The 25,198-nt window shown below is 71.0% G+C and carries 24 protein-coding genes; 9 read left to right on the forward strand and 15 right to left on the reverse strand.

The features are described 5' to 3' along the window. Nucleotides 1–23 precede the first annotated feature (23 nt). Nucleotides 24–1,355, reverse strand: coding sequence for an aminotransferase class I/II-fold pyridoxal phosphate-dependent enzyme (locus tag CRP56_RS06720; protein ID WP_097261255.1), 1,332 nt, complete (start codon nt 1,353–1,355; stop codon nt 24–26). 77 nt (nt 1,356–1,432) lie between these two features. Between CRP56_RS06720 and CRP56_RS06725 the strand changes: the two genes are divergently transcribed. Both CRP56_RS06725 and CRP56_RS06730 read left to right on the forward strand, forming a co-directional pair. Then, nucleotides 1,433–2,119, forward strand: coding sequence for a pyridoxamine 5'-phosphate oxidase family protein (locus tag CRP56_RS06725; protein ID WP_097261257.1), 687 nt, complete (start codon nt 1,433–1,435; stop codon nt 2,117–2,119). After that, on the forward strand, nt 2,119–2,751 hold the full coding sequence (locus CRP56_RS06730) for an FMN-binding negative transcriptional regulator (protein WP_097261259.1): 633 nt from the start codon (nt 2,119–2,121) through the stop codon (nt 2,749–2,751). Before CRP56_RS06725 ends, CRP56_RS06730 begins: the two co-directional genes overlap by 1 nt. Nucleotides 2,752–2,756: 5 nt before the next feature. Here the strand turns inward: CRP56_RS06730 and CRP56_RS06735 are convergent, their stop codons facing one another. The 3 genes from CRP56_RS06735 to CRP56_RS06745 form a co-directional block, all read right to left on the reverse strand. After that, nucleotides 2,757–3,710 (reverse strand): DMT family transporter, encoded by a 954-nt coding sequence (locus CRP56_RS06735; RefSeq protein ID WP_097261261.1) that lies wholly within the window; start codon nt 3,708–3,710, stop codon nt 2,757–2,759. A gap of 171 nt (nt 3,711–3,881) precedes the next feature. Beyond that, a complete protein-coding gene (locus CRP56_RS06740) occupies nt 3,882–4,883 on the reverse strand; it encodes an EamA family transporter (protein ID WP_097261263.1) in 1,002 nt (333 codons plus the stop codon). Nucleotides 4,884–5,128: 245 nt separating this feature from the next. Then, nucleotides 5,129–5,725 (reverse strand): Clp protease N-terminal domain-containing protein, encoded by a 597-nt coding sequence (locus tag CRP56_RS06745; protein ID WP_097261265.1) that lies wholly within the window; start codon nt 5,723–5,725, stop codon nt 5,129–5,131. 171 nt (nt 5,726–5,896) lie between these two features. On the opposite strand from CRP56_RS06745, the gene CRP56_RS06750 reads away from it, so the two are divergent. After that, nucleotides 5,897–6,112: a hypothetical protein gene (locus tag CRP56_RS06750; RefSeq protein WP_179850901.1), complete on the forward strand. Its 216-nt coding sequence runs from the start codon at nt 5,897–5,899 to the stop codon at nt 6,110–6,112. 114 nt (nt 6,113–6,226) lie between these two features. Beyond that, a complete protein-coding gene (locus CRP56_RS06755) occupies nt 6,227–6,655 on the forward strand; it encodes a type II toxin-antitoxin system Rv0910 family toxin (protein ID WP_097261268.1) in 429 nt (142 codons plus the stop codon). A gap of 79 nt (nt 6,656–6,734) precedes the next feature. Here CRP56_RS06755 and CRP56_RS06760 read toward each other — a convergent pair whose 3' ends face one another. The 3 genes from CRP56_RS06760 to CRP56_RS06770 all read right to left on the reverse strand — a co-directional run bounded on the left by CRP56_RS06760 (nt 6,735) and on the right by CRP56_RS06770 (nt 9,914). Next, on the reverse strand, nt 6,735–7,361 hold the full coding sequence (locus CRP56_RS06760; protein ID WP_097261270.1) for a PadR family transcriptional regulator: 627 nt from the start codon (nt 7,359–7,361) through the stop codon (nt 6,735–6,737). Nucleotides 7,362–7,491: 130 nt separating this feature from the next. Next, entirely contained in the window at nt 7,492–9,132 is a 1,641-nt protein-coding gene (locus CRP56_RS06765; protein ID WP_097261272.1) for a thiamine pyrophosphate-binding protein, read from the reverse strand. Beyond that, a complete protein-coding gene (locus tag CRP56_RS06770) occupies nt 9,129–9,914 on the reverse strand; it encodes a cyclase family protein (protein WP_097261274.1) in 786 nt (261 codons plus the stop codon). The genes CRP56_RS06765 and CRP56_RS06770 overlap by 4 nt, the downstream gene beginning before the upstream one ends. 194 nt (nt 9,915–10,108) lie before the next feature. Between CRP56_RS06770 and CRP56_RS06775 the strand changes: the two genes are divergently transcribed. After that, complete coding sequence (locus tag CRP56_RS06775; protein WP_097261276.1) at nt 10,109–10,918, forward strand: PhzF family phenazine biosynthesis protein; 810 nt, start codon at nt 10,109–10,111, stop codon at nt 10,916–10,918. Nucleotides 10,919–10,936: 18 nt separating this feature from the next. Here the strand turns inward: CRP56_RS06775 and CRP56_RS06780 are convergent, their stop codons facing one another. Beyond that, nucleotides 10,937–11,737, reverse strand: a complete 801-nt coding sequence (locus CRP56_RS06780) for a CPBP family intramembrane glutamic endopeptidase (RefSeq protein ID WP_097261278.1) — start codon at nt 11,735–11,737, stop codon at nt 10,937–10,939. A gap of 206 nt (nt 11,738–11,943) precedes the next feature. On the opposite strand from CRP56_RS06780, the gene CRP56_RS06785 reads away from it, so the two are divergent. Then, entirely contained in the window at nt 11,944–13,716 is a 1,773-nt protein-coding gene (locus tag CRP56_RS06785) for a substrate-binding and VWA domain-containing protein (RefSeq protein ID WP_097261280.1), read from the forward strand. Nucleotides 13,717–13,734: 18 nt separating this feature from the next. On the opposite strand, the gene CRP56_RS06790 is transcribed toward CRP56_RS06785, so the two are convergent. Beyond that, entirely contained in the window at nt 13,735–15,252 is a 1,518-nt protein-coding gene (locus tag CRP56_RS06790; RefSeq protein ID WP_097261282.1) for a glutamate-cysteine ligase family protein, read from the reverse strand. Between the two features lie 554 nt (nt 15,253–15,806). Between CRP56_RS06790 and CRP56_RS06795 the strand changes: the two genes are divergently transcribed. The 3 genes from CRP56_RS06795 (at nt 15,807) to CRP56_RS06805 (ending at nt 18,142) form a co-directional block, all read left to right on the forward strand. Further along, a complete protein-coding gene (locus CRP56_RS06795) occupies nt 15,807–16,397 on the forward strand; it encodes a hypothetical protein (RefSeq protein ID WP_097261284.1) in 591 nt (196 codons plus the stop codon). 282 nt (nt 16,398–16,679) lie between these two features. Continuing rightward, on the forward strand, nt 16,680–16,886 hold the full coding sequence (locus CRP56_RS06800) for a DUF5999 family protein (protein WP_097261286.1): 207 nt from the start codon (nt 16,680–16,682) through the stop codon (nt 16,884–16,886). 209 nt (nt 16,887–17,095) lie between these two features. Further along, a complete protein-coding gene (locus tag CRP56_RS06805; protein WP_097261288.1) occupies nt 17,096–18,142 on the forward strand; it encodes a LacI family DNA-binding transcriptional regulator in 1,047 nt (348 codons plus the stop codon). Between the two features lie 99 nt (nt 18,143–18,241). Here CRP56_RS06805 and CRP56_RS06810 read toward each other — a convergent pair whose 3' ends face one another. From CRP56_RS06810 to CRP56_RS06835, 6 genes are all read right to left on the reverse strand, one after another. Then, nucleotides 18,242–19,279 (reverse strand): endo-1,4-beta-xylanase, encoded by a 1,038-nt coding sequence (locus CRP56_RS06810; protein ID WP_097261290.1) that lies wholly within the window; start codon nt 19,277–19,279, stop codon nt 18,242–18,244. A 47-nt stretch (nt 19,280–19,326) separates the two neighbouring features. Further along, nucleotides 19,327–20,091 carry a carbohydrate ABC transporter permease gene (locus tag CRP56_RS06815; RefSeq protein WP_373559750.1) on the reverse strand — a complete coding sequence of 255 codons (765 nt, stop codon included), beginning with the start codon at nt 20,089–20,091 and terminating at the stop codon, nt 19,327–19,329. Between the two features lie 107 nt (nt 20,092–20,198). Next, nucleotides 20,199–21,194, reverse strand: coding sequence for a carbohydrate ABC transporter permease (locus CRP56_RS06820; RefSeq protein WP_097261291.1), 996 nt, complete (start codon nt 21,192–21,194; stop codon nt 20,199–20,201). Between the two features lie 6 nt (nt 21,195–21,200). Further along, nucleotides 21,201–22,496 (reverse strand): extracellular solute-binding protein, encoded by a 1,296-nt coding sequence (locus CRP56_RS06825; protein ID WP_097261292.1) that lies wholly within the window; start codon nt 22,494–22,496, stop codon nt 21,201–21,203. 325 nt (nt 22,497–22,821) lie between these two features. After that, entirely contained in the window at nt 22,822–24,315 is a 1,494-nt protein-coding gene (locus tag CRP56_RS06830; protein WP_097261294.1) for a glycoside hydrolase family 43 protein, read from the reverse strand. A gap of 248 nt (nt 24,316–24,563) precedes the next feature. Further along, on the reverse strand, nt 24,564–25,196 hold the full coding sequence (locus CRP56_RS06835) for a potassium-transporting ATPase subunit C (protein WP_097261296.1): 633 nt from the start codon (nt 25,194–25,196) through the stop codon (nt 24,564–24,566). Between the last annotated feature and the right edge of the window lie 2 nt (nt 25,197–25,198).

Consider the following 25,198-nt stretch of genomic DNA (forward strand, 5'->3'; position numbering starts at 1 on the left):
CACCCTCGCCCTCACCAACGCCGTCACACATACCCCCGCCCCGGCCCAGGCCCCACCGCCGCCGCGATCGCCTCCGCCAGTGGTGCTGCCTCCGACTCGTTCAGCCTCGCGATCGTGACGCGGATGCCGGGGGCCGCGTCCAGTCGGAAGCGGGCCCCCGGGGCCACCGCCCAGCCCGCGTGCAACAGGCGGGAGACCGCGCCCGTCTCGTCGGGCACCGGGATCCAGACGTTGAGGCCGCTGCGGCCGTGCGCCGCGACACCCCGCTTCGCCAGTTCCGCGATCAGGGCGTCCCGGCGGGCGGCGTACGCGGCCGCCACCGCCTTCGGGTCGATCGCCTCCTCGGCCCACAGCCGGGCGACCGCGCCCTGCGTGATCCTGCTGACCCAGCCGGGCCCGAGACGCTGCCGTCCGCGCACCCGGTCGACGGTGACGGGGTCGCCCGTGAAGACGGCGAGCCGCAGGTCGGGGCCGTAGGCCTTCGCGGCCGAGCGGACGAACGCCCAGCTGCGGGTGGCGCCGGCCAAGGGATGCAGGGGCAGGTCGACGATGCCGTGACCGTGGTCGTCCTCGATGAGGAGGGTGTCCGGGTGCTCCCTCAGCACGGCACGCAGCGCACGCGCACGTGCGCCGGTCACCGCAGCGCCGGTCGGGTTCTGGGCCCGGTCGGTGACGATCAGGGCGCGCGCACCCGACCGCAGCGCCCGCCGGACGTCGTCCGGCAGCGGACCCTCGTCGTCCACCCCGACCGGGGCGGTGCGCAGCCCGACGGCGGGGATCAGGTCCAGCAGGCTGCCCCAGCCCGGGTCCTCGACGGCGACCGTGTCGCCCGGCTTGAGGTGGGCCGCCAGGACGCGTTCGATCGCGTCGAGCGAGCCGGAGGCCACCGCGAGGGGCCCGTCCGGAACGCCGTCGGCGTCCAGCGCGGCGCGCGCGAGCCGAGCCAGCTCCGGGTCCACGGCCGCCTCGCCGTACATCACCGGTTCCCGGTCGTTGTGCCCGGCCGCCGCCGCGAACGCTCCCGCCAGCGGGGGCAACAGCTCCGGGTCGGGGTTGCCGCTCGCCACATCCCGTACTCCCTCCGGCACCTCCACCCGGATCGACTCCCGCGCGGTCGTGGCCGGCTTGGGCCGCACGCGGCTGCCCCGGCGCCCCGCGGTCTCGATCACCCCGCGCTCGCGCAGCACGCGGTACGCCGCCGCGACGGTGTTCGGGTTCACCCCGAGCTCGCCCGCCAACTCCCGCATGGGAGGCAGGAGTTGCCCCGGCTCCAGCTCACCGGCACCCACCGCGCGCTCGACGCTCGCCGCGATCTCGGCTGCGCCCCGCCCTTCGATCCGATATCCTCCTAGCACAAAGCAGATTATGCACTAGTGCAATAGCCGTCGCAACTCACACAGCTGTTGCCACTCGTACCGCTATGGAGACCGCCATGCAGGGGACCACGCAGCCGACGACACCACAGCCCGCCGCCTACCCGGCGACCGACCGCACGGTGCCCACCCGCTCCGCGGACCGTGCCTCGTACGACAAGGACGTCGTGCACGCGATACTCGACGAGGCCTACGTCTGCCACCTCGGCTTCGTCCGCGACGGCGCCCCGGTCGTGCTGCCGACGCTCTTCGCCCGGGTCGGCTCGCGCCTCTACGTCCACGGCTCGACCGGTTCGCGCCCGCTGCGGATGACCGGCCAGGCCGACCCCGGTCTCCCGGTGTGCCTGACGGTCACGCACGTCGACGCGCTGATCCTGGCCCGCTCGGCCTTCCACCACTCGATCAACTACCGGTCCGTGGTGGTGCACGGCACCGCGTACGACGTGACGGACCCGGAAGAGAAGCGCCTCGCCCTCGACGCCCTCGTCGACCACGTCGTGGCGGGCCGGTCCAAGGACTCGCGGCCCGCCAACAAGAAGGAGCTGGCCGCCACCGCCGTCATCCGCCTCGACCTCGACGAGGTCTCCGCGAAGACGCGCACCGGCGGGGTGAACGACGAGCCCGAGGACCTCGCCCTCCCCCACTGGGCCGGCGTCGTCCCGCTGCGCAAGGGTTATGACACCCCGGTCGGCGACCCCGACCTGGCTCCCGGCACCGGCCTCCCCGACTACCTCACGGCCCTGTGATGCTGATCCACCCGTGGGACGCGCCGCACGCCGACGCCGAGTGGCAACAGTGGCTCGCGGTACGGGACTTCGGCACGCTCGTCGTCAACGGCCCGGACGGCGAGCCGCCGTACGCCCAGCCGCTGCACTTCCTGTACGACGCCGAGCGCGGCGAGGTCCTCACCCACCTGGCCCGCCCCAACCCGATATGGGCGGCGCTGTCGGCGCACCCCGATGTCGTACTGAGCGTGGTCGACGACTACGTGTACGTCCCCGGCCCCTGGCAGGCCGACCCGGACGTCCCGGCCGAGCACGGCACGCCGACCAGCTTCTACGCGGCCGTCCAACTCCGCTGCCGGGCCCATGTGGTGGACGACCCGGCCGAGAAGGCCGCGCTGCTCAACCGGCAGGTCGGCCACTTCCAGCCGGAGGGCGGTACGGCCGAAGTGGCCGTTGGCGAGGCGCCGTTCGACCGGATGCTGTCGGGTCTGCGCGGGGTGCGGCTCGAAGTCACCGGCGTACGGGCGAAGTTCAAGTACGGAGGGCGGCGGAGCGAGGAGGTCCAGGACGCGATCGCCGTACGCCTCGCGGAGCGGGCCGGTCCGCGCGACGCGGCGGCGCGTGCGCACATGCTGCGCCGCCGCGTCGGCTGAAGCCGCTAGACAGGTGCGGGCTCGCCACGGGTCTCGGCCACCGCGAGCCCTGTGACCGACCCCAGCATCAGGAAGGTCCCGAGAAGGGTCGGCGCCGTCAGATGCTCGCCGAGCAGGGCCACGGCGAGCACAGCCGCGCTGACCGGCTCCAGGAGCATGATCACGGCCACCGTCGCCGACCGTACGGCTGCCGCGCCCGCGAAGTAGAGGGCGTAGGCGAGGGCCGTGGGGACGGTGGCGAGGTAGGCCAACAGCCAGAGCAGCAGGCCCGGTTCGACGGTGTGCGGGACCAGGCCCTCGGCCAGCGCGAACGGCAGCAGCAGCGCGCTGGTGACGGCGAACACCCCGACGGACGTGGTCGCCGCGTCCGTCTCACCGTCACGGCCCCAGCGGCGGGTGAGCAGGGTCATCGCGGACCCACCGGCCGCCGACGCCAGCCCGCACAGCACACCCCAGGGGCGTACGGCGGAACCCCCGCCCCCGAGGGTCAGCACCGCGAGCCCGGCGAGCGCCCCGGCGACGGCGACCGTGCCACCGCGCCCGAGCCGCTCCCCCAGCGTCAGCCGGGCGCCGAGCGCGACGAGGACGGGCCCGGCGCCGAGCGTGACGACGGTGGCCACGGCGAGTCCGGTGGAGCGTACGGCCGCGAAGTAGCCGGTCTGGAACACGGCGAGCCCGAGGCCGGTGGCCGTCGCCCGCCACGCCGTGCGGCCGAGCGGTCCGCGCGCGACGGTACGGCTCCGGGGGCGCAGCAGGCGTACGACGGCCAGCAGGACGAGCCCGGACGCGCAGCGCCAGAAGGACAGGGCGACGGGCCCCAAATCACTGACCCCGTAGGCCAGCGCGGCGACCGCGCCCGCGGTGCCCCAGGCGACACCGGCGACGATCAGATAGAGCAGGCCGCGCCCGACGGGCAGGCCGGAAGAAGCAGTAGCAGTACCAGGAGAAGCATTCGACACTTGTCGTCTCCGCAGACATGGAGAAGTGGGGAACCCGGCTCAGCGGGATCCGTGGACTTCGTCTGCGGGCAGCACCGTTCCGCCCTGCGTGCGGCAGGGCGGGGATGACCGGAGGGCCCGCCTCAGGCGGCCGGCGGTGCGATGACGTAGTGCGTGTGCATGATCGGCAGCCTAGGCAGCCGTCGAAGGGCGGGACAACTGCCTTTCCGGGCCGCCGCTCGCCACCGGGTCCGGAGCCGGCTTGACCGGGGTCGAGGACTGCGCGGTGAAGGCGCCGAGCAGGACGATCCCGCCGCCGATGATCTGCGGTGCGGACAGGTGCTCGCCGAGCAGGACCCAGGCCAGCACGGTCGCGACGACCGCTTCGAGGCACGCGACGACCGTGGCGACCTGCGGGGAGAGCCGGCGCACGGAGATGACGCCGGTGACGTAGGCGAGGACCGTGGCGACGAGGACGATCCAGGACAGCAGCAGGGCGGCCGCGACGGAGGTGCCGTTCATGTCCGCCGTACCGCCGAGCACGGACCAGTCCATCGACCAGGGGCGGGCGACGACCGTGAGGACGGCGGCGCCGATGAGGAGGCCGTACGCGATGACGCCGAGCGGGTCGGGGGTGTCGCCGGAGTCGGTGCCCTGGTCGGACAGGACGAAGTAGCCGACCTGACAGCAGGCCGCGCCCAGCGCGAGCAGGAGGCCGACCGCGTCGATGCTCAGGCCCGACCAGACCTCGACGACGCAGGAGAGGCCGCCGACGGCGAGGACCACGCCGACCGCGGCGGCCCGCGTGACCGGCCGCCGCTGCACGAACCGGACCCAGCCGAGGACGAGGGCGGGCGCGAGGTACTCGATGAGCAGCGCGACTCCCACCGGCAGCCGGGAGATCGAGGCGAAGTAGAACGCCTGCACCCCGGCCACGCCGAGCAGTCCGAACCCGGCGAGCAGGGCGGGGCGGCGGCGCAGCAGCGTCCGGTGGCGCACGGCGAGCGGCAGCATCACGAGGGCCGCGCCGGCCACCCGCAGCCACACCACGTGGAGCGGGTCGAGGCCCGCCTCGATCAGCGGCTTGGCCGCGACACCGGAACCTCCGAAGGCGACCGCCGACGCGAGGGCGAGCCCGAGCCCGACGCCTCGGCCGCGGTGACCGGAACTGCTGTCAATCGTCTGCACCGGCACATGATGACAGGCGCTGACATGACCGTCACCCCCTTTGACACCTGTCTCAACGGTTGGACGAGGCAGGGGGTTGGGGGGGTGGCTGTCTGGGGTGCGGGGGTTCGGAGGTGGTGGCTGTCTGGTGTGCGGCTGCTGCTGCCGGGCTCGGCACCGACATGCCGTGCGGCTGTCCGGACAGTGGCCGTGCGGTCGCCTACCGCTTGTCGGCCGTGCCGTCGCCTAGTGCATGGCGGCCATACCGTCGCCTAGTGGTTGTCGGCAGGCCAGGGGGCGTCCGGTACGCGACCCTCAAGCCCGCTCAGCAGCGCTTCCGCGTCGATGCCTGCCCGGGTCAGGACCTCGACGGCGCGGGCCTCGGGATCGGTGACGACCGCCGCGAGCAGGTCGACGCCGTTCGCCCGGTCCGCGCCGCGACCGGCGGCGCGCTCGTGGGCGTACTCCATCGCGCCCGCCGCCAGCGGCGAGAGACCGTCCGCCGCCAGCGGCGAGAGACCGTCCGCCGTCAGCGGCGAGAGACCGTCCGCCTCCGTCACCAGGGGCACCGCCCCGGAGTCCTCGACGCTGCCCTGCCAGCGCAGCCCGTAGCCGATGCTGCGCTGCACGAGATAGGCGAGCAGCCGGGCGAGCTGCGGTCCGCCCTCGAAGACGGCCCGCACCTCGGGGTCGTGCTCCAGGAGGGAGTGCAGCAGATGGGCGGTGTCGATCTGCCGGTCCCCGTCCCTGAGCGCACGCCGGCGCGCGCCGGAGACCACCGCTGCCAGCTCCTCGCCGAGCCGGACATCGTGGTCCGCGCGATGACCTCCCGGCTCGCTCACGGACTGCCGGGGTATACGGGCTTGCACATCCCTTACCCCATCAGCCCCGCCAGACCGGGTCATCCCCGGCGGGAACCATCTTCGCGTCCCACGCAGAGTGGACCCCGACGACCGGAATCTCCTCCTTGCGGATGAGATCAGGCCGTTCTTCCGTCGGGGGCGCGCGCCGCCTTGCTTCGCGCCCGGTACGCAACCGCCGTGCCGCCTCGTTCGTCCCACAGGGACATGGAGAGCATGTGCTGGCTGGTGGCGCTGCCGGCCGTCGACGGAATGCAGTACGTGTACCGGGTGTACGCCCCGGAGGACGCACTGCTCGCCGACCTGTTCTGGGAGGCGTGGCACTGCCACGACGAGAGCGCGTTCCCGCGGGCGTGGGACGTGTTCGACGCGGCGGTGATACGGCTGGTGGCCTGACCGGTGACCGACCCGGCCCGTCTCCACATTTTCTGACGGTTCATCAGCATTGAATGTTGCGGGCCCTGCGGCTACGTTCCGCGACACCGTAGCCGGAGACGAAGGGGTGGTCGCATGGCCGAAGTCAGCGCGGAGGCACGGATCGAGGCGCCGGCCGAGAAGGTGTGGGGCCGGCTCACGGACTGGTCGTCGCACGGCGAGTGGAACGCCACCCACACCAGCTTCCCCGAGGGCGGTCCCAAGAGCCTCGAAGTGGGCGGGACGTACCAGGAGAACATGAAGCTGATGGGCTTCCCGGCCGAGGTCGAGTGGACCATCGACGAGGTGGAACCGGCCCGGGTCTTCGCCACGAAGGGCAAGGGGCCGATGGCGGTGAGCCTGGTCAACCGCTACACGCTCGTCCCGGACGGCGACGCCACGACGGTCCGGATCGACAGCGAGTTCACGGGCGCCGCGGTGTCGCTGATGGCGGGCAAGCTCAGGGACTCGGCGACGGCCGCACTGAACGAGTCGCTGCGGAAGCTGGCGGGCCTGGTGGCCTGACCGCCCAGACACAGAACGGCGCCCCGCGGAACGATCCACGGGGCGCCGCTGTCCGGCCCTACGGCCGCCGGTCAGTCCGTCAGTCCTCTTCGGCGAGGATCAGGTACAGCTTCTTGCGGGCTTCGTTGATGACGCCGACCGCCTTCTCGCGCTGTTCCTTGCTGCCGGTCTTCCAGACCTGCCCGAAAGCCTCCATCAGACCGAAGCCGGCCTGCCGGATCTCCCCCAGCGCCTCGAAGTCCACGCCACGGGAAGCTTCCTCCCAGGGCGCGTCGGGGCCTTCCTCGGCCGCGGTGCGGCCCGCCTCGGTGAGCGAGAACAGCTTCTTGCCGCCTTCGCTCTCACTGGCGATCAGGCCCTCGTCCTCCAGCAGCTGAAGGGTGGGGTACACCGAGCCGGGACTGGGCTTCCACGCCCCGCCGCTGCGCTCGGCGATCTCCTGGATCATCTCGTACCCGTGCATGGACCGGTCCCTGAGCAGGGCGAGGATCGACGCGCGTACGTCGCCGCGCCGCGCCCTCCCCCGGGGTCCGCCGCGCCCTCGTGGGCCCCAGGGCCCCGGACCGAAGCCGGGCCCACCGAAGCCGGGACCACCCGGGCCACCCGGCCCGAAGGGACCGAAGGCACCACGCCGTCCATCGAAACCACCTCGGCCACCACGCGGGCCGTGTCCACCGTGTCCACGTTCGAATCCATGGGAACGCATCGCAATCACTCCATCCATCGTTGATCTGTCGCGATGCGTCAACGATATATCGGAATACTTCGCATGACAAGGCCCGAGGATTTCTTCTCCACCGGTCCAGGGGCCTGCCCTGGTCAGACGCCCCGCGCGCTCAGTGCCCCCGAAACGCCTCCTCCAGCCACCAAGCCCCGTGCTCCCTCGTCACCTTGGCGTCCACCAGCAGAGGTGCCGCGCGCGGACCCGCCACCCAGTCCGCCACCCCCTCCAGGTCCGCGCGGTCGCGTACCGTCACCGTCTCGAAGCCGTGGCCACGGGCGACGGCCGCGATGTCCGTCGGTGGGAAGGTGACCGTGTCCAGGTGGTGGCCGTCGGGGCCGAAGTAGTGGACCTCGGCTCCGTAGGCCTCGTCGTCGTAGACGATCACGACCATGGGCAGCCCGAGCCGTCGTACGGTGTCCAGCTCGGCCACGCCCATCAGCGCGCCGCCGTCACCCAGCGCCGCCACGGGCAGCCGGTCCGGCTGGGCCAGGGCCGCGCCGATCGTCGTGGCGAGGCCCAGGCCGATCGACTGGAAGGCCTGGGTGAAGCAGAAGCCGTGATGGTCGGGGACGGAGAGGTAGGCGCTCGGGTAGCCCATGAAGTTGCCCGAGTCGACGCCGACGACCCGCTCCGCCGGGAGGATGTCGTCGAGGGCCGCGCTCAGGGTGCGCGGGTCGATGCGGTCCCGGGTGCTCTCGTCGTCGTACGGCACGTCCCGCCATCGCCCGCTGGTACGGAGGGCCCGCGCGATGTCGTCGGTGCGATACCTCTCGTACCGTTCGCCACCTGCCGCGAGCGCCCGCCGGGCCGTGACGGCGACGTCGCCCGTGACGCCGAGGTGGATCTCGCGGTGCGCGCCGAGCGCCGACGCGTCGTCGTCGACCTGGGCGACCGTGGCGTCCGGACCGATGAGCCTCCCGTGCCGCATGGTCCACATGTTCAGGCCGCAGCCCCAGCCCACGATCAGGTCGGCGGCCCGGATCAGTTCAGCGGTCAGCGGGGTGGCGAAGCCTCCGGAGATGCCCAGCGACCAGGGGTCGTCGTGGAACAGCCCGTGCGCGACGGCGGAGGTCGCGAGGAGGGCGCCACAGTGGTCGGCGAGCGCGCGGAGTGCCTCCCGGCCGCCCGGTGAACGGGCGCCCCGGCCGGCCAGGAAGACCGGACGGCGGGACCGGGCGAGGGCGGTCACGAGGGCCGACACCTCGGACGCCGACGGTTCGACGGCGGCCCGCGGCGGTGGCGGTACGACGGCGAGGGCGGCGGCGTCGGGGACGTCCAGTGCCTGCACGTCCAGCGGGAGGTTGAGCACGACGGTACGGCGCTCATGCAGGGCCCGTCGGACGGCGCCGCAGGCCTGCTCGACGGCGGAGTGCGGGGACGTCACCCGTTGCGCGACCGCGCCCACCGCCTCCGCCAGCGCCTCCTGGTCGACGTAGAAGTTGGAGGTCGGCTGGGTCGCCTCCGCCGCAACGACGATCAGCGGGGTGCGGCTCTTCGCGGCCTCGGCGATGCCGGTGAGGGCGTTGGTCAGGCCGGGACCCTGGTGCACGCTGAGGGCCGGGACCGTGCCGCTCGTGCGGGCGTAGGCGTCGGCCATGGTGGCCGCTCCGCCCTCGTGCCGGGCGGCGACGAAACGGGCGCCGGCCGCGAGCATCGCGTTGGTGACGTGGAAGTTGCCGGAGCCGACCACGCCGAACACCTGATGCACCCCGGCCGCGGTCAGCGCCTGGCCGACGGCCTCGGCGACCTTCATGCGCGCTCCACCAGCGCGAGGACGCGGGCGGGTGAGCCCGAGCCCCGCACGATCGGCAGCGGCCCGGCGATGACCACGGCACCCGTGGCCGGCAGGTCGCCGAGGTTCTGGAGCTGCGTCAGCCCGTACTTGCCGTTGCCCATGAGGTACGAGTGACAGGGGAACGCCGGGTCGAACGAATGGGCCGCCCCGGCGTCGGTGCCCACCGTCTCGGTGCCGAGCCCGATCACCGGGGACTCCTCGGCGACCCAGCGGGCGCACTCCGGTGACAGACCCGGGGTGTGGGGGCCGTTCTCGTCGGCGTTCAGGAACTCCCGCTGGGAGTCCGAGCGGGCGTCCCAGCCGGTGCGCAGCAGCAGCCAGCCCCCGTCGGGCAGCGGACCGTTCTCGGCCTCCCACGCCTTGATGTGGTCGACCTCGACCAGGAAGTCGGGGTCCTTGGCCGCCGCGGCGGAGAAGTCCAGCACGACCGCGGGCGCGATCAGCCGGCTCACCGGCACGGAGGCCACGTCGGCGAGGTCCTTGCCGGTGACCCAGTGGTTGGGGGCGTCGAAGTGGGTGCCGGTGTGCTCTCCCGTACGGAAGTTGTTCCAGTACCAGGCGGGCCCCCGGTCGTCGTACCGGCTGATCTCCTCCAGCTCGAACACCTGCGTCTGCCCGAACGGCTCCGGCAACTGGATCACCGGTGTCTGCGAGGACAGCGGCGCCGTGAGATCGACGACCTCGATCGCACCCCCGCGCAGCCCGGCCAGCAGGGCTTGGAGAATGGACGGCTCGGACATGGCGGCCTCCTGAACTGTCGTGAGTGGGTGGCGCGTTGACGACAGTCGCACCGCCGGAGCCGGGCGTCCAGACAACGCCCGCCACACCCCACCCCCGTACGGCGCGTCCGGACGCGAACCTCCGAAGCCGAAATCGGGCCAGTAGTCCCGAATTGGCCTTGGTCCGGCCTGCCACTCCCGTTTAGCGTCGAGCCATGCGCATCCGAATCGTCGACGCCTTCACCGACCGTCCCTTCGCGGGCAACCCCGCCGGAGTCCTCCTCCTCGACTCCTTCCCGGACGACGCGTGGCTCCAGAACGTGGCCGTCGAGGTCAACCACGCCGAGACGGCCTTCGCGCACCGCCTTCCCGCGGGCGGCGACGCCGACTGGGCGCTGCGCTGGTTCACGCCGGCCGCGGAGGTGAAGATGTGCGGCCACGCCACGCTGGCGACCGCCCACGTCCTGCGCACGACCGGCGCCCACGAGGGCCCGGTCCGGTTCGCCACCCTCAGCGGGGTGCTCATCGCGACGCCGGGTGAGGACGGTTCCATCACCCTGGACTTCCCCACCGCGCCACTCACCCGGACCGCGGTGCCGGACGGAGTCGCCGCCGCGCTGGGCGCCGAGCCGCTCTCCGCCTTCGACACCGGTCCGAACGTCGGCGACCTCGTCCTCGAACTCGCCGACGAGAAGGCCGTCCACACCCTCGACCCCGACCACAAGGCCCTCGGCGCCTTCTCCGAGCGCGGCATCATCGCGACCGCCCGCGCCGAGGACCCGTCCCGGGGCTACGACTTCGTCTCCCGCTGCTTCTTCCCCAACTACGGCATCGACGAGGACCCGGTGACCGGCAGTGCCCACACCGCGCTGGCCCCCTTCTGGGCCGAGCGCCTCGGCCGCACCGAGCTGACCGGCCTCCAGGCCTCCCCGCGCTCCGGCCGCGTCCGCACCGCACTGCGCGGCGACCGCACGCTCCTGACGGGCCGCGCGGTCACCACGATCGAGGGCGAGCTGCTCGTCTGACACCCGCCCGGGAAAGAGCTAGGCCGTCGGCAGCCAGCCCACCTTCCCGGCCAGCAGCGCGTACCCGACGAACGCGCCGATGTCGAGCAGCGAATGCGCCACCACCAGGGGCCCCACCCGGCCCCAGCGGCGGTAGAGGTAGACGAACACCACTCCCATCGCCATGTTGCCGATGAACCCGCCGATGCCCTGGTAGAGGTGGTACGACCCGCGCAGTACGGAACTGGCCACCAGCGCGGTCCCCGGCGTCCAGCCCAACTGGCCGAGCCGGCGCAGCAGATAGCCGACGACGATGACCTCTTCGAGGATCGCGTTCTGCAGCGCGGACAGCACCAGCACCGGGTACTTCCACCACACCTCGGGCAGCGCCTCCGGCACGACGGTGAGGTTGAAGCCGAGGCCGCGTGCGGCCAGGTAGAAGGCGATTCCGGTGCTGCCGATCACCGCCGCGACCGCCGCGCCGCGGGCCAGGTCGAACCAGGGTCTGGTGCGGTCGAAGCCGAGGGCGCGCAGGCTGCTCCCCTCCCGCAGCAGCAGGTGCGCGACGAGGGCGACGGGCACGAGCGACGAGGCGATCCCGAAGAGCTGCCAGGCGAGATCGAGCCAGGGACGGCCGGGCGCGGCCGAGGCGTTGAGGGTGGCCGCCTGGTCCTTGAGGCCGCCCGGTTTGGTGACCGATCCGACAAAGCTGATCAGGGCGGACACACCGCTCGCACCGAGCGAAAGCCCCAGAACGAGCAGCGTCTCGTCCCGGAGAATCCGTCGCGAGGACCGCTCAGGCGGAAAAGAATCAGCCACCGCACCCGCCTCTGCCTGCACACCTGACTCCAATTCAGTAATCCCGTCTCATCCCCCGCGAAGCCCCGCTAGGGTCCTCGAAAGAACTTACGAAGATCGTGAGAACTTACGACGATCGTGCGAGACAGGCCGTTGGGGGACGGACACCGTACGGGGCGCACCTCACCCTTTGCCCGACATGCGGCCGAAAACCGGCAGAAGGTCTGACAGGGAGGGGCACCACCGTCATGGGACGTCACAGCTTGCCCGATCAGTATGGGGCGGGCGGCAGCGACCCCCGCCCACGCGCCCGGCGCCGCTCGGTGGCCATCGCGACCGTACTCGTCCTCACCGTCGCCGGCGGGACGGCGGCGGCCGTCCAGAGCGGACTGCTCTCCTTCGGCGCCTCCTGCCAGGAGGACGCGGTACGGCTCAAGGTCGCGGCCTCTCCCGACGTGGTCCCGGCGTTGCGCGCGGCGGCGGAGCGGGCCCGTGACGCCGGCCTCACCTCCGACGGCCGCTGCGTGGACGTCATGGTCACCGCGCAGGACTCCTCCAAGGTCGCGGACACGCTGCTGTCCGGCCGGAAGTCCGACGCGCAGGTGTGGGTGCCGGACTCGCAGGTGTGGGTGGAGCGGGTCGCGGCGGACACGGGGGCGACGGAGGTGACGCCGGTCGGCAGCTTCGCGTCCTCGCCGGTGGGCGTGGCGGTGGTGCCGCGGGCCGCGAAGTCGCTGGGGTGGCCGCGGAAGACGTACAGCTGGATCGAACTGGCCGGGGCCACCTTGCGGGACGACGCCCTCAGGCTCGGCGCGGCCGACCCGGCGCGCAGTGCGACCGGCCTGCTCGCCCTCACCCGGCTGACCACGGCCGCCGGTTCGTTCGAGGGCGGGGACACCCAGGCCGCGGCCATGATGAAGACACTGTCGCAACGCACCTCCGACAGCGACACACAGGTCCTGGAGACCCTCCCGCGCGACGCGTCCGGCACCGAGCAGGGCAACCCCAGGCGCAACCAGGCGCTGATCCTCAGCGAGCAGGCGGCGTTCGCGTACAACACCGCCGACGGGGGCGACGGACTCGACCTCTTCTACCCGAAGGACGGCTCACCGCGGCTCGACTTCCCCTACACGCTGGTCGACCAGGCGGTGCTGACCACCGACGAGAGCCGGGCGGCCCTGCGGTTCGTGAACTATCTGCGCAAGCCCGAGCAGCGGAAACTGCTGCACTCGTACGGCTTCCGCACCTCCGACGACCAGGTGGACACGACGGTCGTCACGCGGGCCGGCGGCAGCAAGCCGCAGCCCTACGCGAAGGCGGCGGTGCGCCCGGCGTCCCAGACGGCGCTCCAGGAGGCCCTCGGCACCTGGACGATCACGGTGCAGAGCGCTCGGATCACCACGGTCGTGGACGCGTCCTCCTCGATGTCCGAGGAGGTCACGAGCGACGGCCAGTCCCGGATGGACGTCACCAAGGCGTCCCTCCTCCAGGCCCTCGCCACGTTCACGCCGGACGACGAGATCGGTCTGTGGGACTTCTCCACCAAGCTGGACGGCGACAAGGACTACCGCGTCCTGGTGCCGACCGAACGCCTCGGCTCCGCCCAGGGCAACGGCACCCAACGCGACCGCCTCACAGCGGCGTTCAGCGGCCTGACGCCGGTCCCCAACGGCGCGACGGGCCTGTACGACACCACACTCGCCGCCTACAAGTCGGCGGTGTCCTCCTACGCCAAGGGCAAGTTCAACGCTTTGGTCATCCTCACCGACGGCGTCAACCAGGACCCCGGCAGCATCTCCCGCGGCGCCCTGATCAACCGCCTCCGGCAACTCACCGACCCCGACCGCCCGGTCCCCCTCATCATGATCGCCGTCGGCCCCGACGCGGACCGCACGGAAGCCACCCAGATAGCCACGGCAACCGGCGGCTCCGGCCAGGAGGTCAGCAACCCGTCCCAGATCCACGAGGTGATTCTTAAGGCGATCGTGGCAGCGGGGGCGGAGGGAAGCGGGGCGGACTGAGCGAGCGAATCGGCGCTCTCACCCCAGCGGCACCGGTTCCGGCAGCCCCACCGGCCAGGTGTGCACCGGCTCGCCGGCGAGCATCAGCTCGCGGTAGCGCCGGGTCAGCGCGGCGAACGCGGCGTCGCGGCCGAGGCCCTTCTCCAGGGCCCGGTGGAAGGTCGCGGACTGCCAGGTCGCGCCGTTGGCCCGGCGCCGGCAGCGTTCGTCGATGATGCCGAGGTAGAAGTCCCGGTCGGCGGGTTCCACGCCCCAGGCGTCCAGCCCGGCCTCGGCCAGCGGCAGCAGTTCGTCGCGTACGAGGGTGACGGCGTCGACCTGGGTCAGCCCGCCGTAGCGCCCGCGCCGCGGCCAGTCGAAGCGGGCGTCGATCCCGTGTCGGCAGGCCGCGTCGAAGTTGGCGGCGGCCGACTCGAAGGGCAGCCGTGTCCACACCGGCCGCGACTCCTCGGCGAGGGCGCGGACGACGCCGTAGTAGAAGGCGGCGTTGGCGATGACGTCGGTGACGGTGGGCCCGGCCGGGAGCACCCGGTTCTCGACGCGCAGATGCGGGACGCCGTCGGCGATGCCGTAGACCGGACGGTTCCAGCGGTACACGGTGCCGTTGTGCAGGACGAGCTCGGCGAGGCTGGGAACGCCGCCCTCGTCGAGCACCTTCAGCGGGTCCTCGTCGTCGCAGATCGGCAGCAGGGCGGGGTAGTAGCGCAGGTTCTCCTCGAAGAGGTCGTACGCGGAGGAGATCCACCGTTCCCCGAACCATGTGCGCGGCCGTACGCCCTGGGCCTGGAGCTCGGGCGGGCGCGTGTCGGTGGACTGCGTGAACAGCGGGGGCCGGGACTCGTGCCACAGCTCCTTGCCGAACAGGAACGGCGAGTTGGCGCCGACGGCGATCTGCGCGGCGGCGACGGCCTGCGCGGCGTTCCACACGTCCGCGAAGCGCCCCGGGGTGACCTGGAGGTGCAGTTGCACGGAGGTGCAGGCGGCCTCGGGGGCGATGGATTTCGAGGTGCAGCTCAGTCGTTCCACGCCGTCGATGTCGAGGGCGAAGTCCTCACCGCGGGCGGCCACGATCTGATCGTTCAGCAGGGTGTAGCGGTCGACGTCGGAAAGGTTGGAGGAGACGAGGTCGTCCCGGTCGAGCGTCGGCAGAATGCCGATCATCACGATCCCGGCGTCGAGCTCTCCCGCTTTTCGATCCGCATATGCCAGCGAGGTACGTATTTCCTCGGCGAGCCGGTCGAATACGCGCCCGCCCAGCGGATGTGGGGCTATGTTGACTTCCAGGTTGAACATGGCGAGTTCTGTTTGGAAATCTCGGCTCGCGATCCGTTCGAGTACCTGCGCATTCAACATTTTCGGCATACCGTCGGGCCCGGTGAGATTCAGTTCGATCTCCAGCCCCATGAGGTTCTTCGGCCGGTCGAACCGCTTCTCCGCCAGCAGCCGCTCCAGGCCCGTCAGGCACTGCTGGAGCTTGTCGCGGTAGTGCTGGCGATCGGACAGATCGAACCGACCTGCCACGACCTTCTCCCCCATCGAAGCGTCCCTCCTCGGATGGGCGTGCCGTACATCGGCCGCCGGGCGTCCCGGGTCACGTGGGATGATGCCCAGCGGAGGCGATCGATAACGTCCCGCGCGGACCCGACACCCGCTACCCTGGCGCAGATGACCGGAGGCACATTCACCGGGCATGCGGCACCGTGCAGTTTCGAGTGCCCTGAACAACTCGTGAAAAACGCCGACGAGAATTGGCCGTCCACTTCCCCGGCATTCCCCGAGGTCATCGCCGTACGGCCGACGCGGAATCGGGATGATTCCCACGTATCGACGACCGGATGAACCCTTGTCGTTCACCTCGGAAACGGCTAGACGAAACACCGTCTGAACACGTGTCGTATAAACTCCGCGAACGAGGCAGAAGGTTGGCGCCCCCGGTCGAACGATCCTGCCGTCGAGGTGACGTACGGCAGGCCTCACCCTCCTCACGCGCACTCATGACCCGGCCCCCGCCTCTCTGGCCCCGCGAGCTGACAGCGCCGTCCGCCCACGCCCTCGCGCCACTGTGCCTGTCGAATGAGAGGCGACCCACCATGCCGCTGCATGTGCCCCCGGCCCCCGCGCCCGCCCTTCGCTCCGTCCTCACTGCGCTCGGTTCGCCCACCGCGGTCCGCGAGGCCCGAACACCGTCACTGCGTAACGCCCAGGCGCCCGCGACCCCCGACCTCCCGCTGCCCCTCCATGTCCTCGATGAGCTCACCGCCGCGGGCGCGGCCGCGACCCGGCTGGCCGGGTGGCGCTTCCTGATCCGATGCGGCGACCGCGCCGTGGCCGCGGCGGAGACCCGGCTGACACCCGACGGCTGGGCCTTCTCGCACTTCTTCGAGGGCCCGTACGTCGCCTCCACCGAGCGCGCGCTGCGCCAGGCAGAGACGCTGCCACAGCCCTACCAGCCGCGGCTGTTGTCGGTCCCGGGCCTGTACATGCTGACGCTCTGGCTGCACGGCGACTGCACCGCCGACGGCGCCGACGGCCACCCCGCCGCCACCGATCTGCTCGTCCCGCTCGCGCCCGCGCCGCCCGGTATCGCCGCCCACCGGCCGCACCGGGTCGCCGAGCTGCTGCCGGTGCTGACCCATCGGGTGACACCGGCGCCGGCACCACTGCTCAGCCAACCGGCCTGAAACGAACACCTCCGACTGCGGCTCGTACGAGCGAAACACGGCTCGTACGAGCCTCTTTCGCGCCCGCACCCGTCCGGACTAGCCCCATCCGGCCATCGCGAACCACCCGAAGAGACAGTGCAGTTGGGATGAACCGTCCGCGCGGGTGATGCGTCATGAACCTGTGAGTAGCGGTGCTGCCAAATCCCTGCGGATCGAGGCCCGTGGGGCAACACTGGTTCCGACCGACTTATCACAACGGGGGCAGCGATGAAAACCACGACAAAGCGAGAGATCCCTCCCATGTGCCAGCACCAGCCGCCGTGCCCGACCGCCGACTCCGCCGACCGGGAATCCGCCCGCCTCGTGGCGCACCACCCGGAGCAGGGCTGGAGCCTGCTGTGCAACGGCGTCCTGCTCTTCGAGGACACCGGCGAGCTCCTGCCCGACGGCCAGATCATCGCCCCGCACCGCCCGCTGGGCACCGGCAAGGTGATGACCGCCGCCTGAGCCACCCCGGGCGGCCGGCGCACCGCCCGCGGATCCTGGGGCCGGCCCGCAGACACACGCTGCGAACCGGCCCCGATGCATGTCCGGCGGTGCTCACTCCCCGTAGTTCCCCGTACGGGAACCCGTGATCGAGGCCTGTGACTCTTCCCTTCCGTGCCCGCTTTCCGGAAGACTTCTGGAAGTTTCGACACAGCCACGGAGGTGGGGAGTTGGCAACACACGAGGTCGGCGCCGACGGGCCGGCCGCGCCCGGGAGCCGGATCACGATCACCGAGATCGCCCGGCAGGCCGGCGTCTCCGTGCCGACCGTGTCCCGGGTCGTCAACGGCCGTTCCGACGTGTCCCCCAAGACCCGGGCGCGGGTCGAGGAACTGCTCCAGCAGCACGGCTACCGCAAGCGCCCCACGTCCTCCGGGACCGGCGCGGCCCTTCTCGACCTGGTCTTCAACGACCTCGACAGCCCCTGGGCGGTGGAGATCATCCGCGGGGTCGAGGAGATCGCCCACGCGACCGGCGTCGGCACGGTCGTCTCGGCGATCCACGGCCGCTCCGGCGACGCCCGCGAGTGGATGCGCAATCTGCGGGCCCGCGCCTCCGACGGCGTCATCCTCGTCACCTCGGACCTGGAGCCGGTGCTGCACGAGGAGTTGCGCATCCTCGGCGTCCCGCTGGTGGTCGTCGACCCGGCGGGCTCCCCCGCGCTGGACGCCCCCACCATCGGCGCCGCCAACTGGTCGGGCGGGATGGCGGCCACCGAGCATCTGCTCTCCCTCGGACACCGCAGGATCGCCCTGATCGCGGGCCCGCCCCGGCTGCTGTGCTCCCGGGCCCGGTTCGACGGCTACCGCGCCGCCCTGGAGGGCGCCGGGCTCGGCGTCGACGACTCCCTCGTCGTCCCCGGCGACTTCCACCCCGAGTCCGGCTTCGCCGGCTGCAACGCCCTCCTGGACCTGCCGGAGCCGCCGACCGCGATCTTCGCGGCCAGCGACCAGATGGCGCTCGGCGCGATCGAGGCGCTCAGACAGCGCGGACTGCGGGTGCCGCAGGACATGAGCCTGGTCGGTTTCGACGACCTTCCGGAAGTGCGCTGGTCCGCCCCGCCCCTCACCACCGTCCGTCAACCCCTCGCGGAGATGGGCAAGTTGGCCGTCCGTACGGTGCTCAGGCTGGCCCGCGACGAACAGCCGGACTCGCCACGGGTGGAGCTGGGCACGGAACTCGTCGTCAGAGCCAGCACCGCGCCCTTCCCCGGCTGAAGCGGCACCGGCCCTGCGGTGGGACGCACCGCAGGGCCGGGCCGCACCCCGGCGGACTCCCCTCCTTGCCCAGCCGCCGGGTGTCCTCGGGAAGCGCCGCTACTTCAGCGCGTCCCTGATCGCGAAGTACGCGGGCTTCGGCTGGAGTTGCTCGTCGTACGGCAGGGCCGCACCCTCGCCCTCGAAGAACGCCGGAATCCAGCTGTACTTGTCGGTGTAGTCCCAGATCGTGATCCCGACGCACCTGCGCACCGCGAGGCAGGCGTCGGTCAGGTCCCCGTACCACTTGGCCTGCTCGGCGAGCTTCTCCTCGGTCGCGGGCAGGATCATCCGGATGTCGACCTCGGTGAGCGCGGTGTCGAGGCCGAGCTTGGAGAACCGGCGGAGGTTGTCCTCCAGCGTGGTCGGATAGCCGTACTGGAGCGCGAGGTGGGTCTGGAGGCCGATGCCGTTCAGCGGGACGCCCTGGGCCTTCAGCTGCTTGGCGAGCTTGTAGTAGGCGTCGCTCTTCGCGCCGATCGCCTCGATGTTGTAGTCGTTCAGATAGAGCTTGACCTTCGGGTCGGCCTGGTGGGCCCAGCGCAGGGCGTCGGCGATGTAGCCGGGGCCGAGCGTCTTGTAGAAGATCGTCTCCCGGTAGGTGCCGTCCTCGTTGAAGGCCTCGTTGACGACGTCCCAGGCGAACACCTTGCCGCGGTAGTGCCGTACCTCGGTCTGGATGTGATTCTTCAGCACGGCCCGCAGGTCCTTGGCCGTCCACTCCTTGCTCGTCAGCCAGTCGGGCAGCTGGCTGTGCCAGACCAGGGTGTGGCCGCGCACCTTCTGGTGGTGGGCGCGGGCGAGGTTCACGATCTCGTCGCCGGCGGTCCAGTCGAAGACGCCCTGCTGGGGCTCGGTGGCGTACCACTTCATGCCGTTGCCGGGCGTGATCTGGTCGAACTCGCTGCCGAGGACGGCCTTGTAGGGCTCGTCGACGAGTTCGGGGTTGTCGGTGGCGCTGCCGAAGTAGCGGCCGTGGCGCTGGGCCAGGTCGGCGAGGGTGGGCTGCTTGTCGTGCGCCTGGGCGGGCGCCGCCATTCCGCCGGCGACCAGGACCGCGGCCAGGGCGCCGACGAGTCTGAGACGGTTCTTGTGCATGGTGGTGCGACTCCTCACGTGCGGGGGTGGGGGCCGTACTGCCGCCGTCAGCCCTTGGTGGCGCCGGCGGTGAGGCCGCCGACGAGCTGGCGCTCGGCGACCGAGTAGAAGGCGAGGGCGGGAACCATCGCCAGGACGAGGTAGGCGAAGACACGGGCGTAGTCGGAGGAGTACTGGCCCTGGAACTGCTGGACGCCGATGGGCAGGGTCCACCAGGTGTTGTCGGTGAACACCAGCAGCGGCAGCATGAAGTTGTTCCAGCTGGTCACGACGGCGAGCACCGAGACCGTGCCGAGCGCGGGCCGGGCCATCGGCAGCAGCACCCGCCAGAAGAACCCGAAGGGAGTGCACCCGTCGAGGGTGGCGGCTTCCTCCAACTCGCCCGGGATCTCCCGGAAGAAGGCCCGCAGGATGATGATGGTCATCGGCAGTCCGAACGCCGCCTGCGGCAGGATCACGCCCAGCGGGTTGTCCAGCAGGCCGAGATAGCGCAGCAGCAGGAACAGCGGCAGCGCGGCGACCGCGAAGGGGAACATCAGCCCCATCGTGAAGAGCGTGAACAGCAGCTCCCGCCCCCGGAAGGCGAACCGGGCGAAGGAGAAGGCCGCGAGCGCCGACGCCGCGACCACCAGCACGGTCGTGGCGACCGCGATCAGGGTGCTGTTGCCGAGCAGCCGCCAGAAGTCGCCGGAGCCGAGGATGCCGGTGTAGTTGCCGGTCAGCCAGTGCTTCGGCAGCCCGAAGGGGTTGCTGGAGAGCTCGTCGGTCGACTTGAAGCCGGACAGGACGGCGTACACCAGGGGTACGACCATGAGCGCGCCGACGGCGATGAGGATGAGGTGCAGCGGCAGCGTGCGTGTGGTCCGGCTCCTGCGGCTCAAGGCCTCGCTCTTGACGCTCACGCCCTCGGTCTTGAGGCTCATTTCCCGGCTCCCCTCATCGTGGTGGTCGCCCCTTCGAGGTCACGGCGGAGTACGAAGCGCTGGTAGGCGAGGGCGAAGACGAGGCAGATGCCGAACATGACCACGGTGATCGCGCTGGCGTAGCCGACCTGGTAGCGCTTGAAGCCGTACTGGAACATCGTCACGGCCATGGTCTCGGAGTGGTGGTCGGGACCGCCCTGCGTGATCACCCAGACCAGGTCGAAGAGCTGGATGGAGCCGATGACCGCGAGGAAGATGCTGATGCGGATGGTGGGCATCAGCAGCGGCAGCGTGACGCTGCGGAAGCGCTGCCAGGCGTTGGCGCCGTCGATGAGCGCCGCCTCGGTCAACTCCCGTGGCACGGACTGGAGTCCGGCCAGGTAGAGCATCATGTGGAAGCCGAAGTACTTCCAGGTCATGACGATGAACAGGGTCGCCATGACCCACGACGGGTCGGCGAACCACTCCCCGCCGAGGCTGTCGAGGCCGATGCTGCCGAGGAGATGGTCGGCGAGACCGTCGTCCGGGGCGAACACCATGCTGAAGAGCACGCCGGTGATGGCCTCGGACAGGACGTACGGCGCGAAGAACAGCATCCGGTAGACGGCCCGGCCGCGCAGCCGCTGGTTGAGCAGGACCGCCATGGCGAGCGCGAACGGCAGTTGCAGCGCGAGCGTCAGCAGCGTCAGGACGAGGCAGCGCCACAGGTCGCCCATGAAGACCGGGTTGTCGAAGAGGTCGGTGAAGTTGTCGAGACCGATGTAGTCCTCGGGCATCCCGAAGCCGCCCCAGCGGAAGAAGGCGGCGTACAGGGCGAACAGCATGGGCAGCAGCACGAGCCCGATGAACAGGACCAGGGCGGGCAGCTGGAAGCCCACCGCGGTGAGCCAGTTGAGGGCGCGCCGCCGGGCCCGCCCCCGGGCCCTGACGGTGTCCGGGGGCGGGGCGTCGGCGCCGGGACGGCTCCGCTTGTCTGCGAGGATGGAGGTCATCGCCTGTTACTGCTCTTCCTTCGTGACCTTCGTGATCGACTGGGCGACCTGCTCGGGGGACTTGGAGCCGGCGATGAGCGCGGCCACGCTGTCGTTGACCTCCTGGCCGACGGCCGGGGCGTAGGCCTGGTCGAGGTAGAGCTGGAAGCCGGTGGCGGCGTTCAACTGGGCCTGTACGGCCTTGAGGTTGGGGTCGGAGACGGCGCTCTCTGCGCCGGGGACCACCGGGAGGGCGCCGGTCTTCTTGACCAGTTCCAGGTCGGTGGCCTCGGAGGCGAAGAACTTCAGGAAGTCGACGGCCGCCTGCGGGGCGCCCCGGCGCAGGGCGTGCGCGCCGCCGCCGCCGAAGACCTCGGTGATGGCGCCCCTGCCGCCGTCCACCGCCGGGAACGGGAAGAAGCCGAGGTCCTTGCCCAGGCCCTTGCCGGCGTCGGCCTCGACCTGCGGCGCCCACTGGCCCATGAGCTCCATGGCCGCCTTGCCGTTGCCGACGCTGGCCGCCTGGCCGGTCGGGGAGGAGTAGGCGGCGTTGAGGAAGCCCTTCTGGAACGGCTGGAGCGCGACGAGCTCCTTCAGGTGCGCGCCCGCCTGGACGAACTCGGGGCCGGTGAAGTCCTTGGCGTCGTACGCCTTCTGCAGGCCGCTCGCGCCCGCGGTGCGCATCGCGAGGTAGGCCCAGTAGTACATGCCGGGCCACTTCTCCTTGCCCGCGAGGGCGATGGGCGTGATGTTCTTCGCCTTCAGCTTGCTGACGGCGTCGAGGAACGCGGCCCAGGTGGTGGGGGGTTCGGTGATGCCGGCCTGCTTGAAGAGCGCCTTGTTGTACCAGAACCCGATCATGCCGATGTCGAACGGTATGCCGTAGACCTTGTCGTCGATCAGGTAGGCCTCCTTGGAGACCTTCAGCATGTCGTCGGCCCACGGCTTGGTCTTGTCGGTGAGGTCCTCGACGAGGCCCGCGTCGACCTGCTGCTTGAGGACACCGCCGCCCCAGGTGTGGAAGATGTCGGGGAGCTTCCCGGAGGCGATCAGCGCCGTCATCTTCGACTTGTAGGCGTCGTTCTCCAACTGAACGATCTTTACCTTGACCTTGGGGTTCTGCGCCTCGAACTTCTTGGCCAGTTGCGCCCAGACCGTGTGAGCCGGTTCGGTGGTGGAGATGTTCCACCACTCGATCGTGGTCGTTCCGTCGGACGACCCACCGTCCGAATCGCCACCGCAGCCGCTCAGTGCCGTCATGCCCAGACCGGTCGCGGCGGACGCCGCCAGGAAGCCGCGGCGAGACAGTGCCGGGTCGCCCATTTTGCACTCCTTGGGTACGGGACGGCGTGTCCACTACACCGTCCTCAGGACCGAAAGTTTCGGAGTTGATCCAGAAAGCTTCGTTGTTGCCGCACCCTAGAGACAGCTCCCAAACGGTGGCAACCCCTTGTACGCGGTGAATCTGCGGCCGACTTCCACGGCGTCCGCGGCGCCTGCCTCCAGCGCGACCGGACCGAACGTTTCCGAAGCCTTCCGGAACTAGGGCCTGCCCGGCGGATCATGCCGCAGACGCGGGGTCTGGCACGCACATCTGCGCCACATAGCGCACCGCGGCTTTCCTGCGACCTGATCCGCCGGACAGGCCCTACCGCGAGGGCCCGGCCGCGTAGGCGAACCAGTCGAAGGCCGCGCTGCCCTCGGTGACGTACATCCCGATCACCCGGCCGGTGAATCCGCCCGCGACCTGAGTGGACAGATAGCGGCCGTCGAGCGCGGCGAGCGGTTCGCCGTCGACGGCGAAGGTGATCGCGTCGGGCCCGCCGTCCCGCAGCCCCGGCAGGTCCTCGCCGGTGGCCGTGACCAGGGGTTCTGTGCGCACGCCGACGGTGAGGGTGAGCGGTCCGGCAGCCACCGCCCGCCGCGCGACACACTGCCGCGCGGGCCCGACCCGGGCGATCACGAGCGCCTCTCCCCCGGCGATCTCCAGGTCGTAGTGATGGGCCTCATCGATCCGCACGGACAGCCCGGCACGCCCGTTCCCGGGCTCCAGCAGGGCGTCCACCCGGCACTCGGGATGCTGCTGACGGCGCCCGACGAAGGTGTGTCCGGGCCGGTCGAGACTGCCCCCGGTGGCATGCAGGGTGAGCGCCCCGGGCCGCTCGACCAGCGACCACGACCGGTCCGGCCTACGACGCGGGGAGATCCAGTACGGGGCGAGGTCGGCGGCGTCGAAGTCGTCCCGCTCCGGCTGCGGCGGTACAGGGTGCCAGGCGGCCGGCGCCGGATGGCTCTCCCGCACCGGCCCCACCCGCGGCCAGCCGTCGACCCACTCCACGGGCGTCAGGAAGGTCTCCCGGCCGAGCACATGGAAGCCCGGGAAGTAGCCGCGTGGACGGGTGCCCAGCAGCACCATCCACCAGGTGCCGTCGGCCGCCTCGACGAGGTCGGCGTGGCCGGTGCACTGGATGGGCAAGTCGGTGCTGCGATGGCTGAGCACGGGGTTGTCCGGGGCGCCTTCCCAGGGCCCGCGCGGCGAGCGGGCACGGGCGATCGACACACTGTGCCCGTGGGCCGTGCCGCCCTCGGCGAGCATCAGGTACCACCAGTCGCCGATGCGGTAGAGATGCGGCGCCTCGGGGTGCTCCAACCCCGTCCCGGACCACACCGGAAGGGGCCCTTCCAGCACCTTTCCCGTCCCGGGGTCGATGCGCGCGAGGCTGCATCCGGCGACCGTGCACCAGCAGTTGCCGTCCTCGTCCCAGGCCAGGTCGGGATCGATGCTGGGCACGTCGACCCACACCGGATCGGACCACGGCCCCTCGGGCCGCTCACTCGTGACGATGAAGTTCTCACCGGCGCCGACGGCGGTGGTGATCATGTAGAAGCGGCCGTTGTGATGGCGCAGGGTCGGGGCGTAGATCCCCGCGGAGGCCGGTATGTCGTCGGAGAGGTCCAACTGCCCCGGCCGGTCGAGCACGTTGCCGATCTGCCGCCAGTGCACGAGGTCACGGCTGTGGAAGATCGGGACGCCGGGAAAGTACTCGAAACTGGAGCAGACCAGGTAGTAGTCGTCCCCGACCCGGCACACACTCGGGTCGGGATAGAAACCGGGGATCACAGGATTGTCGTACGCCCGCATACACGTCAGCCCTTCCGGCGGGCCGATCGAAACATTCGGCCCCGTTGGCGAACATTACGGAGCGGACTGTACGAGGATGCCGGGACGGGAACAAGAGAGCGCTTGCCCGCCGCGTGCCTCGTTCACCTCTCGGTAGCTGGTCCTGTTGCTGCGGGGCACGTTCCAGACCTCCGCAGCAGCTGCTGCTGGCTGACCAGTTGCCCGGGCCGGGTCACCAGGATCTCCAGCAGCTGCCATTTGGTCATCGGTCAGTCGCCCTCGACCAGTTCCCTGAGCGCGATGTTGAGCTCCAGGACGTTCACCCGGGGCTCACCGATGAAGCCCAGGGTGCGGCCCTCGGTGTGCTCGTCGACCAGCTTCTGCACCCGAGCCACGGGGAGGCCGTTCTTCTCGGCGACCCGGTGGACCTGGAGGTCGGCGTAGGCCGGGGAGATGTCCGGGTCGAGCCCTGATCCCGAGGAGGTGACCGCGTCGGCCGGAACCTGGGAGGGCTTGACCTTGTAGCCGGCGGTGGAGTTCTCCTTGACGACCTTGGCCTTGGCCTCCTTCACCCACTTGATCAGCTCGGGGTTGTCACCGGAGCGGTTGGTGGCGCCGGACAGGATCAGCTTGTACTGGGTGTTGACCGAGTTCTCGCCGAGCCCGTTCGCCGGACGGGGCTGGAAGTAGTCCAGGCTGTAGCCCTGTTGGCCGATCAGCGAGGACCCGACGACCCTGCCGTCCTCCTTGATCTCGGAGCCGTTGGCCTGGTGGTGGAACGCGGCCTGCGCGATGCCGGTGACGGCCAGCGGATAGAGGACGCCCGTGAGCACGGTCAGCACGAGCAGCGCCCGCAGGCCCGCCCCGAGCAACCGGGCGGTGTTGGAGACGGAGTTGTTCATGG

Source organism: Streptomyces sp. TLI_55, from assembly GCF_900206255.1.
In the GTDB taxonomy this organism is placed as follows: Bacteria; Actinomycetota; Actinomycetes; order Streptomycetales; family Streptomycetaceae; genus Streptomyces; species Streptomyces aquilus.

Bases quoted from the DNA above. Each gene is read 5' to 3' on its own strand.
- CRP56_RS06725 (WP_097261257.1), top strand. From the start codon at position 1,433: ATGCAGGGGACCACGCAGCCGACGACACCACAGCCCGCCGCCTACCCG.
- CRP56_RS06730 (WP_097261259.1), top strand. From the start codon at position 2,119: ATGCTGATCCACCCGTGGGACGCGCCGCACGCCGACGCCGAGTGGCAA.
- CRP56_RS06755 (WP_097261268.1), top strand. From the start codon at position 6,227: ATGGCCGAAGTCAGCGCGGAGGCACGGATCGAGGCGCCGGCCGAGAAG.
- CRP56_RS06760 (WP_097261270.1), bottom strand. From the start codon at position 7,361: ATGCGTTCCCATGGATTCGAACGTGGACACGGTGGACACGGCCCGCGT.
- CRP56_RS06765 (WP_097261272.1), bottom strand. From the start codon at position 9,132: ATGAAGGTCGCCGAGGCCGTCGGCCAGGCGCTGACCGCGGCCGGGGTG.
- CRP56_RS06770 (WP_097261274.1), bottom strand. From the start codon at position 9,914: ATGTCCGAGCCGTCCATTCTCCAAGCCCTGCTGGCCGGGCTGCGCGGG.
- CRP56_RS06775 (WP_097261276.1), top strand. From the start codon at position 10,109: ATGCGCATCCGAATCGTCGACGCCTTCACCGACCGTCCCTTCGCGGGC.
- CRP56_RS06785 (WP_097261280.1), top strand. From the start codon at position 11,944: ATGGGACGTCACAGCTTGCCCGATCAGTATGGGGCGGGCGGCAGCGAC.
- CRP56_RS06790 (WP_097261282.1), bottom strand. From the start codon at position 15,252: ATGGGGGAGAAGGTCGTGGCAGGTCGGTTCGATCTGTCCGATCGCCAG.
- CRP56_RS06795 (WP_097261284.1), top strand. From the start codon at position 15,807: ATGCCGCTGCATGTGCCCCCGGCCCCCGCGCCCGCCCTTCGCTCCGTC.
- CRP56_RS06800 (WP_097261286.1), top strand. From the start codon at position 16,680: ATGTGCCAGCACCAGCCGCCGTGCCCGACCGCCGACTCCGCCGACCGG.
- CRP56_RS06810 (WP_097261290.1), bottom strand. From the start codon at position 19,279: ATGCACAAGAACCGTCTCAGACTCGTCGGCGCCCTGGCCGCGGTCCTG.
- CRP56_RS06815 (WP_373559750.1), bottom strand. From the start codon at position 20,091: ATGGTCGTACCCCTGGTGTACGCCGTCCTGTCCGGCTTCAAGTCGACC.
- CRP56_RS06820 (WP_097261291.1), bottom strand. From the start codon at position 21,194: ATGACCTCCATCCTCGCAGACAAGCGGAGCCGTCCCGGCGCCGACGCC.
- CRP56_RS06825 (WP_097261292.1), bottom strand. From the start codon at position 22,496: ATGGGCGACCCGGCACTGTCTCGCCGCGGCTTCCTGGCGGCGTCCGCC.
- CRP56_RS06830 (WP_097261294.1), bottom strand. From the start codon at position 24,315: ATGCGGGCGTACGACAATCCTGTGATCCCCGGTTTCTATCCCGACCCG.
- CRP56_RS06835 (WP_097261296.1), bottom strand. From the start codon at position 25,196: ATGAACAACTCCGTCTCCAACACCGCCCGGTTGCTCGGGGCGGGCCTG.